A 15393-nucleotide genomic window follows, 5' to 3' on the forward strand; every position below is an offset into this window, starting at 1 on the left:
GCCGGCCTACTTCAGTCGTTCCTGGAGGAAGGAGGGGTGCGCCGCGGTGACGCCCTCGACGCCGAGCAGCTTCTCGGAGATGACCTCGCCGAGCTCGTCGCCGTCGCCGGCGCGGACCTCGGCCATCAGCATGTGGTCGCCCGAGGAGGTGTACAGCGCCTGGACCTCCTCTAGCGACTTCAGTTCGCGCGTCGCCTCCACGTACTGTCCGGAGTCGACGTCCATCCCGACCATGGCGATCGACTGCGACGAGAGCTTCTTCGGGTCGACCTCCGCCGAGTAGCCGACGATCACGCCCCGCTCTTCGAGGCGGTCGATGTACTTCCGCACCGTCGGCTTCGAGACGTCGGCCCGTTCGGCGATCTCTCCGCAGGACGCCTGCGCGTCCTCCTCTAACACGGAGAGGATCCGCTCTTCCGTCGATACGGTACTCATACCACTCCGTTTGTCACCAATGAAAAAATACCTTGCGAATCAAAAAACGAACTCACCGCGCCGTCAACGACTGACGGCCTCGCTCAGGCGTGTTTGTCGAGGAACATGTCGTGGGAGCGCTCCCACTCGTAGTCGTCGTCCCAGTAGCGCTCGGCGAGCGGCTCCTCGGGCATCTCGCCGATCTCGCGCTTCTCCTGGCCGTAGGACGGGCGGTCCTCGTCGACGTAGAAGCGCCCGGTGAGGACCTCGCCGTCGTAGAGGGCCTCCTCGGTCGTGCGCATCATCTCCTGGGCCTCGACGCGGTCCGTCTTGTCGAACTCGTAGTCGTCGGAGTCGTTGACGTCGATGTACGGGACGTACTGGCGCGCGTCCTTGTTCCAGGTCGGACACTGGGTGAGGAAGTCGACGTGCGCGAACCCGTCGTGTTCGATCGCCTCGGTGATGATCTCCTTCGCCTGATTCGGGTTGACCGCGGCCGTCCGGGCGACGTAGGAGGCGCCGGCGTTGAGCGACATCGAGAGCGGCTTGATCGGCTCCTTGGCGCTCCCGTGGGGCTGCGTCTTCGACTTGTGGCCCTTCGGGCTGGTCGGGGAGGTCTGCCCCTTGGTGAGCCCGAAGATCTCGTTGTTGAACACGATGTACGTCATGTCGTGGTTCTCCCGGGCCGTGTGGACGAAGTGGTTCCCGCCGATCCCGTAGCCGTCGCCGTCGCCGCCGGCGGCGATCACTTCGAGGTCGGGGTTCGCGAGCTTCGCGGCGCGGGCCACGGGCAGCGAGCGCCCGTGGATCGTGTGGAACCCGTACGTGTCGAGGTAGCTGTTCAGCTTGCCCGAACAGCCGATCCCGGTGCACAGCAGGGTCTCCTCGGGCGTGCGCCCGACCTCAGGGAGGGCCTGCTTGAGCGCCTTCAGGACGCTGAAGTCACCGCAGCCCGGACACCACGTCGGCTGCGGCTCCACGCCGGGGGTGTACTCGTCGCGGTCGATCTCCCGCTCCTCTCCGATCGCTGAAAACGTGCTCATTGGTTAGTCACCTGCGGCTGGGACGAACGTGGTCTGGTGGCCGGACGCGTCGCCGTCGCCCTCGACGATCGCGGCCTCGAACCCGTCGACGACCTCCGCCGGCTCGAACGGGTTCCCGTTGTACTTCAACAGGCTCGACAGCTTCTCGCCGTAGCGGCCGAGGTTCTTCTGAACGAGCCCGCGGAACTGTCCGGACGCCGTCATCTCGACGACGAGGACCTCGTCGACGCTCTCGACGAACGCCTCGACCTGCTCCGTCGGGAACGGGAGCATGTCGGAGACCCCGTACGACTTCACGGAGTGGCCGGCCTCGTTGAGCCGACCGACCGCCTCCTCGACGGTGCCCTGCTGGCTGCCGAACGTGAGAATGCCGTACTCGGCGTCCTCGGGGCCGGCGTACGAGCCGGTGTCCTCCTCGTCGAGGTCGGCGCGGATCGCCTCCAGCTTCTGGGTCCGCCGGTCGATCTGCGCGACCCGGTTGTCCGGGGACTCGCTGATGTGGCCGGTCGGGTCGTGCTCATTGCCGGTCGCGAGGAAGCGACCGCCCTTCTGCCCGGGCACCGACCGCGGCGAGACGCCGTCGTCGACGTCGTGCTGGAAGCGGTGGAACTTTCCGTCGCCGGAGTGCGGCTCGTCCGCGAGCGCGTCCTCCGAGAGCGTCTTCCCGAGGTCCGGGTTCGGATCGCGGTCGAAGTGGCTCTTGGGGACGTTCGTCAGCTCGCCGCCGAGCTTCTGGTCGTACAGCAGGATCGTCGGGATCTGGTACTCGTAGGCGAGCCGGAAGGCGATGCGCGACTGCTCGTACGCCTCCTCGACGGTCCCCGGGGCCAGGACGACGCGCTGGGAGTCGCCCTGCGAGGTGTAGAGGACGTGTTCGAGGTCGGACTGCTCCGGCTTCGTCGGCATCCCGGTCGAGGGGCCGGCGCGCATGGCCTCGACGAGGACGACGGGCGTCTCCGTCATCTCCGCGAGCCCGAGCGGCTCGGACATCAGCGCGAACCCGCCGCCGGAGGAGCCGGACATCGCCTTGACGCCGGCGTGCGAGGCCCCGACCGCGAGCGCGGCCGCGGCGATCTCGTCTTCCACCTGCTCGGAGATCCCGCCGAGCTTCGGCAGGTTCTGCGTCATGATGGTGAACACCTCGGTCCACGGCGTCATCGGGTAGCCGGCGATGAACCGGCAGCCCTCGTCGATGGCGCCGTAGGAGATGGCGTCCGACCCGGACATGAGCAGCTGGGTCTCGTCGTGTTCGCCCGTCGGCACCGACACGTCCGGGGCGTCCACGTCGTACTCCTCGCGGACCTGGTCGTACGCGGTCTCGAGGATCTCCAGGTTCGGTTCGAGGATCTTCTCCGGCATCGCGTCGCGCATCAGGTCCTCGACGTGGTCGAGTTCCATGCCGGTCAACGCGCAGGTCGCGCCGACGCCGGCGGTGTTGCGCATGACCTCGCGACCCATGTCGCGGGCGAGGCCGCGGAGGTCGAGCGGGTACACGTGCCAGTCGTTCTCCTCGGCGCGCTCCTCGAAGTTCGGGATCTCGGAGGCGTCGAGGAGTCCCTCGTCGTAGACGATGACCCCGCCCTCGCGGAGCTCGTCTAGGTTCTCCGAGAGCGGCTTGATCTCCTCGTTGCCGTAGACGGCCTCCTCCTGCGGGTTACGGGCGAAGGAGTCGCCGAGGGCGAGCAGGAAATTGTAGCCGTCGCCCCGGGATTCGACGGGGTCCGCCGACGCGCGGACCTCGGTGTAGGTGTGGCCGCCGCGGATCCGCGACGGGTAGTGCCGATGCGTGAAGACGTTGAGCCCCGATCGCATCAAGGCCTTCGCGAAGTTCTGGCTGGTGGAAGCGATCCCGTCACCGGATCCCCCCGATATCCGCCAGATGAGTTCGTCGTCAGTCATAGTGGTATGTGAGCCCGAGTGGGCCTCGTGGCCCGACGTTGTGCTGGTTCCCTCTTAGGGCTTGCTATGGAATCCCAAGGGACTATCATGAAGGTCTATTAGGGGCGCTCCGGCGCTCGCCGCCCGTCCGCCGGACCGATCCGAGCGCCTGCCCTCGGTTTCGTCGCTCCCGCCCCTTTCGCGTCCTTTTAGGCCGCCGCGCGCCGAGCGCACCCATGCTCACCTTCATCGGGCTCGGCCTCTACGACGAGCGCTCCGTCACCGTCGAGGGGCGCGAGGCGCTGCGGGCGGCCGACCGGGTCTTCGCGGAGTTCTACACCAGCCGGCTGGTCGGCGCCGACGTCGCCGACCTAGAGGCGTACCACGGCGTCAACGTCGAGGTCCGCGACCGCGCCGGCGTGGAGCGGGATCCGGAGCCCATCCTGGAGGCGGCCGCGGACGGCGACGCCGCCTTCCTCACGGCCGGCGACACGATGATCTCGACCACCCACACCGACCTCCGGCTCCGCGCCGAGGAGCGCGGCATCGACACGCGGGTGATCCACGGCGTCACCGCCCAGTCCGCGGCGTCGAGCCTGACGGGGCTCCAGAACTACCGGTTCGGGAAGGCGACGACGCTGCCGTTCCCGTACGCGCACGGCGGCGACGACGTGCCCGCGAGCGTGGTCGAGACCATCGAGGCGAACCGCGAGCGCGGGCTCCACACCGTCGTCTACCTCGACATCAAGGTCGGGACCGGCCCGAGTGGCCCCGACCCGGACCACGAGGAGTACATGACGGCCGACGTGGCCGCCGACCTGCTCGCCGAGGGGTGGGCCGACGAGCTCGCCGTCGCCGTCGCCCGCGCGGGATCGCCCGACGCGGTCGTCGCCGCCGACCGCCTGAGCGCGCTCGCCGACCGCGAGTTCGGCGACCCGCTCCACCTGCTCGTGATCCCGGGCGACCTCCACCACGTCGAGGCGGACGCGCTGGTCGGCCTCGCGGACGCTCCCGAGGCCCTCGTTGAGGAGTGAGCCGGCGGCGGCTCGGGGCGTCTCCCTCTCTCGCCGCTCGCCTAGCCCGCGCCCGCGTCGCCCGACGCGGACCGGTCCCTCCGACCGGATAATTGATTACCGTGCCCAGCGTTACCACGAGGCATGAACGACGTACCCGTCGATCGGCTCATGTCGACCGACCTCACCACGATCGAACGCGGCGCCCCGGCGGCCGACGCGGCGAAGCGGATGCGCGACACCGGCGTCAGTTCGATCCTCGTCGTCGAGCGCGACGGGCGGCTGGCCGGGCTGATCACCGCGACGGACTTCGTGGGGCTCGTCCGCGACAACGACCCGAAAGACCGGACGCCGGTCGAGGCGTTCATGACGACCGACGTCGTCACGGTGGGCCGCGAGGACACCGTCGCGGAGCTGGCGGCGCCGACCGCGCACGGCTACACCCACCTCCCCGTGACCGACGCGGACGGCAGACCGATCGGGATGGTGTCGACGACGGACCTCACGGCGCACCTCTCGAAGGCGCGCTGACGGCCCCCTCGAAGCGTCGCGTCCCGCCGCCTTTCTGCCGTCCCGAACGGGGTCGCGCCCGCCCCGCGTTGTGCGTTCCGGAAGAGTAATGCCACGCGGTACCACACGTCGTGGCATGGATCTCGACGACAGAACCCGCGTCGCGGACGTGATGTCGACGCCCCTGGAGACGATCGGAGCGGACGCCCCGATTCGGGACGCGGCCCGACGGATGCGCGACGGCGGCATCAGCGCGCTCGTCGTGACCACCGGCGGCGGCTGTATCGTCACGCAGAGCGACGTCGTCGGGGCGGTCGCCGACGGGCGCGACCCCGAGGCGACGACGGTCCGCGACGTGATGACCGAGGACGTCGAGACGGTGACGCCCGACCTCATGATGCAGGAGGTGGCCGCGATGATGACGATGTACGGCGTCAAACACCTCCCGGTCGTCGACGACGACTACGTCGGCATGGTCTCGTCGACGGACATCGCCGAACACCTCTCGTAAGGCGCGGGCCGCCCCGCGCCGGAGCGGGTCCGCCGCCGCGTTTCAGAACAGCAACAGCGGGACTCCGGCGAGCACGCCCACGGCGATCAGCAGGAGGTTCCAGAGGAACACCGGCCGGACCAGCTCCCGGGCGATGCTCGCCGCGAAGACGGTCTTGATGAGGACGCTGGCGGCGGTGCCGGCGATCACGCCCGCGACCGCCGTCTCGACCCCGATCTGTCCGGTCCCGAGCAGCGAGACCGCCGTGGTCGTCGAGGTCCCCGACGACACCAGGCCGGCGAGGAAGGAGGTGACGATGAAGCCGCTCGCGCCGAACGACTCCTCGGCGACCGCGGAGACGAGCAGCACGAGCAGGAAGAGCGCGCCGAACGTGAGCGCGTTCCCGAGGCTGAACGGCGAGGTCAGCTCGGCCTCCATCGTCGTCCGCCAGTCGCTCCGCCACACGGCGACGCCGACCCCCGCGACGGTGATCGCGCCGAGCGGGACGCCGACGACGAGCGCCGCCTCGGGGACGAAGACGACCACCACCGCGGCGTTCCGGAACGCCATCGCCGCGTTCGCGAGGAGGATGGAGCCCACCGCGATGTCGCCGAGGTCCGCGCGCCCCTTCGCCCGCTTAGCCATCTCGGCGACGACCGCCGTCGAGTTGACGAGCCCGCCGAAGAAGCCCGTCACCGCGTAGCCGCGGCCCTGGTACCGCTTGACGAGCACGTAGTTGACGAACCCGATGGCGCTGACCGCGACCACCAGCGACCAGACCAGCCGCGGCTGGACCGCCCCCCACGGGTCGACCGTCTCCGCGGGGAGGAGCGGGAAGACGACGAACGCGAGGATGGTGAACTCCACGGCGCTGCGGACCTCCTGTCTGGAGAGGCCCCACGCGAACGCGTGGAGCTCCCGTTTCAACACCAGGAGTAGCGACGACAGCACCGCCACCGTCACCGACTCTATGAACAGCCCCGCCGCGACGAGGACGCCGACGCCGTACGCGACGAGCATCGACGCCGACGTGGTCAGCGAGAGGCCGTCGACGTCGGCCTCGACGAAGCTCCGCACCGCCAGCAGCACCGCGCTGGCGACCACCAGCACCCCGCCGACGACGAGGAGTCCCGGTTCGCCGACGAGCGAGAACACCGCCGCCGCGAGGCTGATCAGCGCGAACGTCCGGATCCCCGCCGACTTCTGTGACCACTCCCGCTCTAGCCCGAGGAACATGCCGAGCGCGGTCGCCAACACCAGCTTCGCGACGTTCGTCTCCAGGTAGACGAACGGGTCGACGCCGCCGATCACCGCCGCTCACCCCGTCGCGGCCGCGTCCCTCGCCGCGGACCGGGGGATCCGCCGCGCGTCGTCGCAGTCATGCTCGCCCGTACCCGTCGCCCACGTCTATAGCTTGCTATATAGCGCTATGTATTCTCCGCAGTTCTCCGGGACGCGACCGGCCCGCCGGGGCCGTCGAGCGGCCGGCGGGCTACCGGTTCGTCGGCTCGCGCGGGAGGTCGAGCGCCTCGGTCAGGTCGTGTTCCTCGCCGGTGATGAGGTAGAGCACGTCCTCTAGGATGACCGCCAGCTCGGGCAGCTCGCGCACCGCGAGGAAGGTGATCGCGATGAGCGCCACGACCGCCAACAGCTGGCTCATGATCCGGTCGGAGATGAGGAAGGAGACCCGGTACGGGTCGGTCGCGCCGAACATCGTCATCACGAGGTCCGGGTACCAGTGCATGTACTGGTTGCCGGACACGACCGAGATGAACGTCGTCCGGAGGATGTTCAGCCCGTAGATCAGCGGGATCGACACCGCGAGCGCGCGGAGCTTCCTCGTGAGCGGCGCCTCGACGGCGGCCACGAGCCCGCCGAAGATGGCCATGCTCCCGAGCCCCGTACACGCCAGCACGATGTGGATGACGACCGTGTGGCCGTCGTCGAGCGTCCACGAGTACGCCGCGTCGTACCCCTCGTTGCTCGCAACCGCCTCCGGCGCGTAGCCGAGCAGGTCGATGAGCGCGCCGGTCTGTGACGCGACGACCTCGATGAGGACCCGACGGGGCTCCGGGACCGCGACCCCGGCGACGGTGAACGCCGGGATGGTCTCGAAGGGGAGGTAGATGAACAACATGATCGCGATGGCCCGGGTGAGGGTGAAAAGCGACGCCCGCCCGTCGTAGAGGAGGTACCCCGCGTACACGCTGGCCGGGAAGCCGACCAGCGCGAGGATCGACTCGACGTAGCTCTGGTGTTCGAACGCGAAGTACGGCACCGTCGACAGCCAGAAGAGCCCGAACAGCGCCCACGTCGCGGCCGCGAGGACGCGCCCCGCCGCGAGTCCGCGGCTGTCGAGCGCCCACGAGGTCGCGAAGAGGATCGCGACGGCCCACGCGAACGTGAACGTGTCGGGGATCACGCTCAACACCGCCGGCACGCCGTGGCCGAACATATCCGTCTGGTCCGTCGTCGTCGAATAAAGCCCTTGTCGTTGCGTGCGGGACCGCCGTCAGACCGGCGCCGTCACGCGCGCCGCGTCGCCCCGTTTCCGCGCCGGCGGCGCGGGTAGGGAGCTACCGTTCCTCGCTGTCGAGCACGCGGATCTGGTCGCCGCGGACCGTCACCGGGATCGGCACGGTCGCCTCGTACAGCTCGACGGTCACCTGGTCTTTCCCCTCGTCGATCCGCTGGACGCGCGCCTTCTCGCCCTTGAACGGGCCCGCGATCAGCTCGACGATGTCGCCCTCGCCGATCCCCTCCACGTCCGGGGTCGGCGAGAGGAAGTGCTCGACCTCGGAGAAGGGGCTCTCGGCGGGGCCGTCGCCGCCCTGAATGACGCCGCGGGCGTGCGGGATCTCGTCGAGGATCCGCCCGAAGGCGGTCCCGTCGGTCGCCTCGACCATCACGTAGCTCGTGAGCTGGTCGGGGGCGATGACGGCCTGGATCTCCGGCGCCTCCTTCTCGGCGATCATGTCGGCGACCGTCCGCTCCTGGCTCGCCGTCGTCTTGACCGAGTAGATCGGCATTACGCGCCGACCCCCGGGAGGAGGCTCATGATCGCGAACATCAGGAAGCCGATGAACCCGATGAGCAGGATCCCGGCGCCGGCGATCTTCGACACCTGGAGGAACTCGTCGGTGCTCGGCGTGCTCGCCAGCTTCAGCACCCGAATGTAGCTGTTGAGGTCGTACGGAACGTCCATGTTACACGAGGATTCGAGACGAGACGGTTTTTACCTTTTGATGCGCCCCCGAAGCGGCGACGGCGCCGTCGCGGCGGGCCGCCACCGACCCGCCCGCTCGGCGTGCGTCACTCCACGTAGTCGATGTCCTCGACGTCGCTCGGCGCGCCGCCCTCCGGCGGCTCGCCGTTGCTGCCGTAGATCTGCGGCGACTCGACGCCGGTGACGACGATCATCGTCCGCATCTCGCCCTCCAGCTCGTCGTCGACCGAGGTCCCCCAGATGATCCGCGCGTCGGGGTCGATCCGGTCGTAGATCTCCTCGACGACGCCCTCGGCCTCCTCGATGGACATGTCGGTGCCGCCGGTGACGTTCACGAGCGCGGAGTTCGCGCCGGAGATGTCCACGTCGAGCAGCGGCGAGCGCAGCGCGGACTTCACCGAGTCCTGCGCCTTCGAGTCGGAGTCGGACTCGCCGAGGCCGATCATCGCGACGCCGCCCTTCTCCATCACGGTGCGGACGTCGGCGAAGTCGAGGTTGACGAGCCCGGGCATCGTGATGAGCTCCGTGATCCCCTTCACCGAGCGCATCAGCACCTCGTCGGACACCTTGAACGCCTGGCGGACGGGGAGCTTCCCGACCGCGTCGAGCAGGCGGTCGTTGGGGACGACGATGACCGTGTCGCTCACGTCGCGGAGCCGTTCGAGGCCGGCCTCGGCGTTCGTCCGTCGGACCTCGCCCTCGGCGGTGAACGGCGTCGTGACGATGGCGATGGTGAGCGCCCCGGACTCGCGGGCCGCCTTCGCGACGACCGGCGCCGAGCCGGTGCCGGTGCCGCCGCCGAGCCCGGCGGTGACGAACACCATGTCGGAGCCGTCGATGGCGTCCTGGATCTCCTCTTGGGACTCGATGGCCGCCTCCTCGCCCACCTGCGGGAGGGAGCCGGCGCCGCGGCCCTGCGTCTTCTGCTGGCCCATCAGGATCTTCGTGTCGGCCTCGATGTTGACGAGGTGCTGGACGTCGGTGTTGGCGGCGACCAGCTTCGCGCCGTGGATCCCCTCCTCGGTCATGCGGTTGACTGTGTTGCCGCCGGCGCCCCCGCAGCCGACGACCGTGATGTTCGTCTGGAGGTCCTGGAGGACGTCCTGTAGCTCGTCGTCGGTCATCGTCCCCGTCTGCGGCGGCGCGCCGGCGCTCCCCCCGGCGGCGCTCTCGCCGGCTCCCCCGGCGTCGTCTGCGGGGGCCTCTTCGGCTTCGTCGATGGCGTCCTCAACGATGGAGTCCATTATGTGGTGAGGTTGCGACCCGGACGTATTTATTTTTGCCCGTTCGTCTGACGCGGGTCAGACGCCGAAATCTCCGTCGTTCGCGGCCGACCCGAGCGCGCACGGCCCGGACGGCGGCGACGACGCCCGCGGGACCGCTTATAAATTATTTCAGGGCCGCGCCGTCGATCGGGAAGCGGTCGGTCCGCGCGCGCGACACCGCCTCCGGCGTCACGGTCTCGCCGCCGACCTCGACCGGCTCCCCGTCGGCCAACCGCCCGAAAGCGGGCCCCTCCGGGACGCCTCGCTCGGCCGCCAGCGACGGGTCGAACGCCGTCTCCCGGGCGACCACCGCCGTCTCCTCCCGCGACACCTCGACCGCGTCGTACCCGGTCTCCAGCACGTCGACCAGCCCCTCGATCAGGTCGGCGTAGCCCGGCGCCTCCGAGGCCGTCGAGAACGCGACGCGCCCGGCCGCCCGCGCGCCGCCCTGCTCCGTGTCGAACGCGACGGCGACGCGCTCGACCGCCGCGCGCGCCGCGTCCGCGTCGAGCCCCTGTGCCCGGGCGAGCAGGTCCGCCGGGAGGTCACGGACGCGGACCGCGTCGCCGACCGCATCGCTATCGCCCTCGACCGCTTCCGAGTCGGGGTCGAGCGCGTCGTCGTCGACCGCGTCATCGCCGAGCGCGACCGCGCCGAACCGCAGGCCGTCGTCGACGGACCCGATCTCGGCCTCCAGCCGTTCGACGAGCGCGAGCGGCGCGTCGCCGACCTCGCGGACCCACGTCTCGCTCACCACCCCGTACCCGAGATCCTCGATCACCGCCGCGAGGTCGGGGCGGTCGCCGTCGATCACGGCCCGCTCGGCGCGGCTCCGCTCGAACGCGGCCTCGATCACCCGGCGGTTGGCGTCGGGCGCGCCGAGCTCCCCGAGCGCCCAGTCGGCGCCGACGTGCCCCACGGCCCATTCGGTCTCGCGAACGATCCGAGTGAACCGCGGCGCGTAGTGGCCCCCACCGAAGCCGACGACGTGACGGGGCCGGCTCCCGGCGTCGCCCGCATCGGCCGCCGCGGCGGCGTCGTCCGCCGTCAGGTCCGCGCCGGTCCCCCGCAGGTCGAGGACCGCCCGCGCGACCGCCCGGGCGGCGTCCGAGTCCTCCCACTGCGGCTCGTCGGACCCCAGTTCGACGAACAGCGACGGGACGGCGACGTCGGTCGGGCCGTGGTGGGTGCACTCGATGCCGACCTCGTACCCCTCGGGCGCGTGCCGGGCGAGCGCCTCCACGACGCGCTTCTCGGCGCCCGGCGCGGCCCGCGCCAGCGACTCCGGCTCGCCGCCGTACTCGGCGCCGCCGAAGTTCCCGGTGACGTGCGCGGTGAGGAGCCGCCCGGTCTCGCCGGAGTGCCTGGAGACGAACGCGAGGAACGCGGGGTCACAGTCGAAGGCCGCGGTCGGGTCGGACAGCCGGATGTGGAGGTCGTCGAACTGGCGGAGCTCGAACCCCTCCGTCCGGTAGTAGGTCCCGCCCCCGTCGGCGTCGGGGCGCGAGCCGTCCTCGCGCGCCGTCCAGTCGCCGACCTCCAGCAGCCGCTCCCCGATGTGCGCCGAGGCGCTGTCGGCCCGGCTGACGACGATCGCTATCACGGCACCGGCTCGGCCGCCCGCGACCGAATACCCGTCGGTTCCGGTCCCGGAGTCCGTCCCGTCGCGGCCGCCCCGACCGCAACCGGGCACGCCGCGCTACGGGAGCAACAGGTACACGAAGACCCCGTACCCGACGGTGAGCACGGCGCCGTCGAGCCGGGTGATCCGCTCGCTGTACGCCATAATCGCGACGATTCCGGCCGTGAACGCGAGCAGCGCGGGGAACTCGAAGCCGCGGACGCCCGGGGCGACGCCGATGGGCGTCACCACCGCGACGATCCCGATGACCGCGAGGATGTTGTAGATGTTCGACCCGACGACGTTGCCGACGCTGAACTCCGCCTGGCCGCGCACCGCGGCCACGACGCTGGCGGCCAGTTCCGGCAGCGACGTGCCCAGCGCCAGCACCGTGAGCCCGATGAAGATGTCGGAGAAGCCGGCGGCCGCCAGCAGCGACTCGCTGCCGTCGATCAGCCACCGGGAGCCGAGGACGAGCGCGGTGATCCCCCCGACGACCGCCGCGGCATCGCGCAGCTCCGCGTCCGGCATGTCGTCGCGCTCGCTGTCGGAGATTGCCGACTGGTTCGCCTGAACGCGCCGCAGGACCGCGGCCGTGAACGCGGCGAGCGCCGCGAGGAGCACCGAGCCGTCGAACAGGCCGATCCGCCCGTCCCAGCCGAGCGCGACGAGCAGCAGCGCGGCCAGCACCATGAACGGAACGTCCCGGCGGAACACGGTGTCGGAGACGTCGAGCGGGCGGATGAGCGCGGAGACGCCCAACACGAGCCCGATGTTCGCGATGTTCGAGCCGACGATGGCGCCGAGCCCGATGTCGGTCGACACCGTGACGGCGCCGAGGAGGGAGACGAACAGCTCCGGGGCGGTCGTCGCGAACGCCACGACCGTGACGCCGACGGTCGACGCCTTCAGCCCCACGGCGAGCGCGAGGTCCCGCGCGCCGGTGACGAGCAGTTCGGCGCCGGCGTACAGGAGGGCGACGCCGCCGACGATCAACAGCAGTTCGAGGAGTGGCGACCCGGGCAGCACGGCTCCCGGTTCGCAACGGCGTTTCAAAAGGGTCGTGATCCCCGGTCGCTCGGGGGCGTCGTCACCGGTCGAACGCCGCTCGCCGCCCGCCCCGGTCAGGCGTGTCCGGCCCGGAACTCGCCGTGTTTCACGCCGATCGCGAACGCGAGCGCCCCGAAGACGAGCATCGACGGGACGACCATCATCAGCGTCGTCTGGAGGGGCATCATCCCCGCGCCGATGAGGCCGCCGGCGCCGACCGCGACGATCAGTACGAGGATCGCTGCCGCGCGTGGAAGGTCGAACTCCATGGGACCGGTACGTGGCGAGCGATCCTAAACGTTCTGTCTCCGACGCCCGCGTTCCGGCGCGTCACGCCTCGATTATCTCGTCGTCCTCGTCGTCGGGGATCCGGATCTCCCCGTCGAGCGCGACCGTCGCCCGCCCGCCGACGCGGACGCCGTCCGCCTCGACGCGGACGCGGACCCGTCCGGGTCGGTCGAGGAAGTGCCCCTGTTCGAACCGGAGCTCGTCGGGCTCGTCCCCGTCGAAGGCGTCGACGCGGCGGAGGTACCCCCCGACCGCGCCGCTCGCGGTGCCCGTGACCGGGTCCTCCGCGATGCCGAGCGACGGGACGAACGCCCGGCCGTGGAGCGTCGAGTCGGCGTCGAGCGCGTCGAAGGTGAACGCGTACACGCCCGCGACGTCGAACTCCTCGGAGAGCGCCTCGACCGCGTCGTCGTCCGGGTCCGCCTCGCCCAGCCGCTCCAGGAAGTTCACCGGGACGACGAGGAACGGCAGGCCGGTCGACGCGACCGCGACGGGGAGGTCCGCGCCCACGTCGCGCAGCGCGGCGGGGTCGACGCCGAGCGCGGCCGCGACCCGGTCGAGGTCGACGTCGACGACCTCGACGCTCGGCGCCTGCTGTCGCATCCAGACGGTGCCGTCGTCGTCGACGGAGACGGTGAGGTCGCCGACGTTCGTGCGGAGCGTGCGCTCGCCGCCGTCGATTGCCCCCTCGGCGAACAGGGCGCCGTAGGTCGCTATCGTGGCGTGGCCACAGAGGTCGACCTCCGTGGTCGGCGAGAAGTAGCGGAGCCGGTCGTCGGCCGCGCCGTCGCCGTCGGTCAGGAACGCGGTCTCGGAGGCGCCGAGCTCGGCGGCGACCGCGGCCAGCTGGTCGTCGCTCAGCCCCTCGGCGTCGGGGACGACGCCGGCGGCGTTCCCGGCCAGCGGCTCCGCGGCGAACGCGTCGACGAGCATCGCGCGTCTGTGTTCCATGCCGGCCCCTCCGCGAGTCACGGACAAAAACCCTCCCGAGCCGGTCGGCGGGCCGGGCTGTCGGGCGCCGCCGAGCCGGCCGTCGGGCGCTACCGATCCTCGTCTCGCGTGTACGTCGACCCCTACCTCACGTGTACGTCGACCCTCACCTTACGTGTACGTCGACCCGGCGTTTCGCGGCGCGTCCGATGTCAATCCTTTTGCCCTCGACCGCGGATGGGTGTGTATGGGCCTCTTCGACCGGCTGCGAGGGAACGACACGCCGCGGGTGGCGTTCATCGGGATCGACGGCCTCTCGTACCGGCTCGTCGCCGACAACCCGGAGACGTTCCCGGCGCTGTCGGCGATCGCGGACGAGGGCGGTGGGGGACGGATCGACAGCATCGTGCCGGCGGAGTCGAGCGCGTGCTGGCCGAGCCTGACGACGGGGAAAAACCCCGGCGAGACGGGCGTGTACGGCTTCCAGGACCGCGAGGTCGGGTCCTACGACACCTACGTGCCGATGGGGCGCGACGTCCAGGCGCCCCGGGTGTGGGACCGCGCGACCGAGGCGGGGCTTGACGCGACCGTGATGAACGTCCCCGTCACGTTCCCGCCGCAGCGGACCGTCCAGCGGATGGTCTCCGGCTACCTCTCGCCCGACCTCGACGCGGCGGCCACCCCCGACGAGCTCCGCGAGTACCTGACCGGCAGCGACTATCGACTGTCGGTCAACGCGAAGCTCGGCCACAAGCCGGACAAGACGGCGTTCATGGAGCACGCCCGGGAGACCCTCGACGCGCGCGCCGCGGCCTTCGAGCGCTACGTCGAGCGGGACGACTGGGACCTCTTCGTCGGCGTCTTCACCGCCCCCGACCGCGTCAACCACTTCCTCTGGGGCGACTACGAGGACGGCGGGACGTACCGCGAGGACCTGCTGGCATTCCACGCCGCGCTCGACGAGCACGTCGGGTCGATCCGCGAGGCGCTCCCGGACGACGTCACCCTCGTCGTCGGTTCCACGCACGGGTTCCGCCGCCTCCGCTACGACGTGTACTGTAACGAGTGGCTCGAACGCGAGGGGTGGCTCTCCTACGACGGCGACGCCCACGAGGCGCTCGCCGACGTCACCGACGACACCCGCGCGTACTCGCTCGTCCCCGGCCGCTTCTACCTCAACGTGGAGGGCCGCGAGCCGAACGGCGTCGTCCCCGAGTCCGAGTACGAGGAGACGCGCGCCGAGCTGCGCGAGGCGCTGGAGTCGTGGACCGGCCCCGACGGCGACCCCGTCGCCGACCGCGTCGTCGACCGCGAGACGGTGTTCCGCGGCGATCACGCCGCCATCGCGCCCGACCTGGTCGTCCTCCCGAACGACGGGTTCGACCTCAAGTCCGGGTTCCGCCCGCACGACGAGGTGTTCGACCCCGACGGTCCCCGGTCCGGGATGCACGCCTTCGACGACGCCGCGCTGTTCGTCGACCACCCGGACGCGACGGTCGAGGACGCCGACCTCCTCGACGTCGCCCCGACCCTCCTCCGGCTCCTCGACATCGAGTACGGCCGCACCGACTTCGACGGCGCCAGCCTCGTCTGAGCCGTCGGCGCCCCGGTCCCCGCGTCGCCCCCACTGTTCCGCTCCCGCCGTCCGGCGACCGAATTGAAGTG

At 70.7% G+C, this 15393-nt stretch carries 16 protein-coding genes; 4 read left to right on the forward strand and 12 right to left on the reverse strand.

Annotated elements, in window-relative coordinates:
* Positions 1–6 precede the first annotated feature (6 nt).
* The 3 genes from lrpA1 to DVK05_RS02900 all read right to left on the reverse strand — a co-directional run bounded on the left by lrpA1 (position 7) and on the right by DVK05_RS02900 (position 3356).
* Positions 7–435 carry an HTH-type transcriptional regulator LrpA1 gene (gene lrpA1, locus DVK05_RS02890; RefSeq protein WP_121561912.1) on the reverse strand — a complete coding sequence of 143 codons (429 nt, stop codon included), beginning with the start codon at positions 433–435 and terminating at the stop codon, positions 7–9.
* 83 nt (positions 436–518) lie between these two features.
* Positions 519–1457 (reverse strand): thiamine pyrophosphate-dependent enzyme, encoded by a 939-nt coding sequence (locus DVK05_RS02895; RefSeq protein WP_121561913.1) that lies wholly within the window; start codon positions 1455–1457, stop codon positions 519–521.
* Between the two features lie 3 nt (positions 1458–1460).
* Positions 1461–3356: a 2-oxoacid:acceptor oxidoreductase subunit alpha gene (locus DVK05_RS02900; protein WP_121561914.1), complete on the reverse strand. Its 1896-nt coding sequence runs from the start codon at positions 3354–3356 to the stop codon at positions 1461–1463.
* 215 nt (positions 3357–3571) lie between these two features.
* Here DVK05_RS02900 and dph5 point away from each other — a divergent pair, with 215 nt between their 5' ends.
* The 3 genes from dph5 to DVK05_RS02915 all read left to right on the forward strand — a co-directional run bounded on the left by dph5 (position 3572) and on the right by DVK05_RS02915 (position 5369).
* Positions 3572–4369, forward strand: coding sequence for a diphthine synthase (dph5, locus tag DVK05_RS02905; RefSeq protein ID WP_121561915.1), 798 nt, complete (start codon positions 3572–3574; stop codon positions 4367–4369).
* Positions 4370–4492: 123 nt separating this feature from the next.
* Positions 4493–4879: a cyclic nucleotide-binding/CBS domain-containing protein gene (locus tag DVK05_RS02910; protein WP_121561916.1), complete on the forward strand. Its 387-nt coding sequence runs from the start codon at positions 4493–4495 to the stop codon at positions 4877–4879.
* 115 nt (positions 4880–4994) lie between these two features.
* Positions 4995–5369 (forward strand): cyclic nucleotide-binding/CBS domain-containing protein, encoded by a 375-nt coding sequence (locus DVK05_RS02915; RefSeq protein WP_121561917.1) that lies wholly within the window; start codon positions 4995–4997, stop codon positions 5367–5369.
* A gap of 42 nt (positions 5370–5411) precedes the next feature.
* Here DVK05_RS02915 and DVK05_RS02920 read toward each other — a convergent pair whose 3' ends face one another.
* From DVK05_RS02920 to DVK05_RS02960, 9 genes are all read right to left on the reverse strand, one after another.
* Positions 5412–6659 (reverse strand): DUF4010 domain-containing protein, encoded by a 1248-nt coding sequence (locus DVK05_RS02920; protein WP_121561918.1) that lies wholly within the window; start codon positions 6657–6659, stop codon positions 5412–5414.
* Between the two features lie 181 nt (positions 6660–6840).
* Positions 6841–7803, reverse strand: a complete 963-nt coding sequence (gene artA, locus DVK05_RS02925) for an archaeosortase A (RefSeq protein WP_121561919.1) — start codon at positions 7801–7803, stop codon at positions 6841–6843.
* 121 nt (positions 7804–7924) lie between these two features.
* Entirely contained in the window at positions 7925–8377 is a 453-nt protein-coding gene (locus DVK05_RS02930) for a transcription elongation factor Spt5 (protein ID WP_004598345.1), read from the reverse strand.
* A complete protein-coding gene (locus tag DVK05_RS02935) occupies positions 8377–8553 on the reverse strand; it encodes a protein translocase SEC61 complex subunit gamma (protein ID WP_006628863.1) in 177 nt (58 codons plus the stop codon). Before DVK05_RS02935 ends, DVK05_RS02930 begins: the two co-directional genes overlap by 1 nt.
* Positions 8554–8660: 107 nt before the next feature.
* Positions 8661–9818 (reverse strand): cell division protein FtsZ, encoded by a 1158-nt coding sequence (gene ftsZ, locus DVK05_RS02940; RefSeq protein WP_053771518.1) that lies wholly within the window; start codon positions 9816–9818, stop codon positions 8661–8663.
* 145 nt (positions 9819–9963) lie between these two features.
* Entirely contained in the window at positions 9964–11442 is a 1479-nt protein-coding gene (locus DVK05_RS02945) for a D-aminoacyl-tRNA deacylase (protein ID WP_121561920.1), read from the reverse strand.
* 96 nt (positions 11443–11538) lie between these two features.
* Positions 11539–12489: a calcium/sodium antiporter gene (locus tag DVK05_RS02950; RefSeq protein ID WP_121561921.1), complete on the reverse strand. Its 951-nt coding sequence runs from the start codon at positions 12487–12489 to the stop codon at positions 11539–11541.
* Between the two features lie 95 nt (positions 12490–12584).
* Positions 12585–12779, reverse strand: a complete 195-nt coding sequence (locus tag DVK05_RS02955) for a hypothetical protein (RefSeq protein WP_121561922.1) — start codon at positions 12777–12779, stop codon at positions 12585–12587.
* Positions 12780–12840: 61 nt separating this feature from the next.
* Positions 12841–13749, reverse strand: a complete 909-nt coding sequence (locus DVK05_RS02960; RefSeq protein ID WP_121561923.1) for a PhzF family phenazine biosynthesis protein — start codon at positions 13747–13749, stop codon at positions 12841–12843.
* 226 nt (positions 13750–13975) lie between these two features.
* On the opposite strand from DVK05_RS02960, the gene DVK05_RS02965 reads away from it, so the two are divergent.
* Positions 13976–15322 (forward strand): alkaline phosphatase family protein, encoded by a 1347-nt coding sequence (locus DVK05_RS02965; RefSeq protein WP_121561924.1) that lies wholly within the window; start codon positions 13976–13978, stop codon positions 15320–15322.
* Positions 15323–15393 lie beyond the last annotated feature (71 nt).

Origin of the sequence: Halorubrum sp. Atlit-8R (genome assembly GCF_003666025.1) — an archaeon.
Classification (GTDB): Archaea; Halobacteriota; Halobacteria; order Halobacteriales; family Haloferacaceae; genus Halorubrum; species Halorubrum salinarum.

Bases quoted from the DNA above. Each gene is read 5' to 3' on its own strand.
- lrpA1 (WP_121561912.1), bottom strand. From the start codon at position 435: ATGAGTACCGTATCGACGGAAGAGCGGATCCTCTCCGTGTTAGAGGAG.
- artA (WP_121561919.1), bottom strand. From the start codon at position 7,803: ATGTTCGGCCACGGCGTGCCGGCGGTGTTGAGCGTGATCCCCGACACG.
- DVK05_RS02910 (WP_121561916.1), top strand. From the start codon at position 4,493: ATGAACGACGTACCCGTCGATCGGCTCATGTCGACCGACCTCACCACG.
- DVK05_RS02930 (WP_004598345.1), bottom strand. From the start codon at position 8,377: ATGCCGATCTACTCGGTCAAGACGACGGCGAGCCAGGAGCGGACGGTC.
- dph5 (WP_121561915.1), top strand. From the start codon at position 3,572: ATGCTCACCTTCATCGGGCTCGGCCTCTACGACGAGCGCTCCGTCACC.
- DVK05_RS02935 (WP_006628863.1), bottom strand. From the start codon at position 8,553: ATGGACGTTCCGTACGACCTCAACAGCTACATTCGGGTGCTGAAGCTG.
- DVK05_RS02955 (WP_121561922.1), bottom strand. From the start codon at position 12,779: ATGGAGTTCGACCTTCCACGCGCGGCAGCGATCCTCGTACTGATCGTC.
- DVK05_RS02960 (WP_121561923.1), bottom strand. From the start codon at position 13,749: ATGGAACACAGACGCGCGATGCTCGTCGACGCGTTCGCCGCGGAGCCG.
- DVK05_RS02895 (WP_121561913.1), bottom strand. From the start codon at position 1,457: ATGAGCACGTTTTCAGCGATCGGAGAGGAGCGGGAGATCGACCGCGAC.
- DVK05_RS02965 (WP_121561924.1), top strand. From the start codon at position 13,976: ATGGGCCTCTTCGACCGGCTGCGAGGGAACGACACGCCGCGGGTGGCG.
- DVK05_RS02915 (WP_121561917.1), top strand. From the start codon at position 4,995: ATGGATCTCGACGACAGAACCCGCGTCGCGGACGTGATGTCGACGCCC.
- ftsZ (WP_053771518.1), bottom strand. From the start codon at position 9,818: ATGGACTCCATCGTTGAGGACGCCATCGACGAAGCCGAAGAGGCCCCC.
- DVK05_RS02900 (WP_121561914.1), bottom strand. From the start codon at position 3,356: ATGACTGACGACGAACTCATCTGGCGGATATCGGGGGGATCCGGTGAC.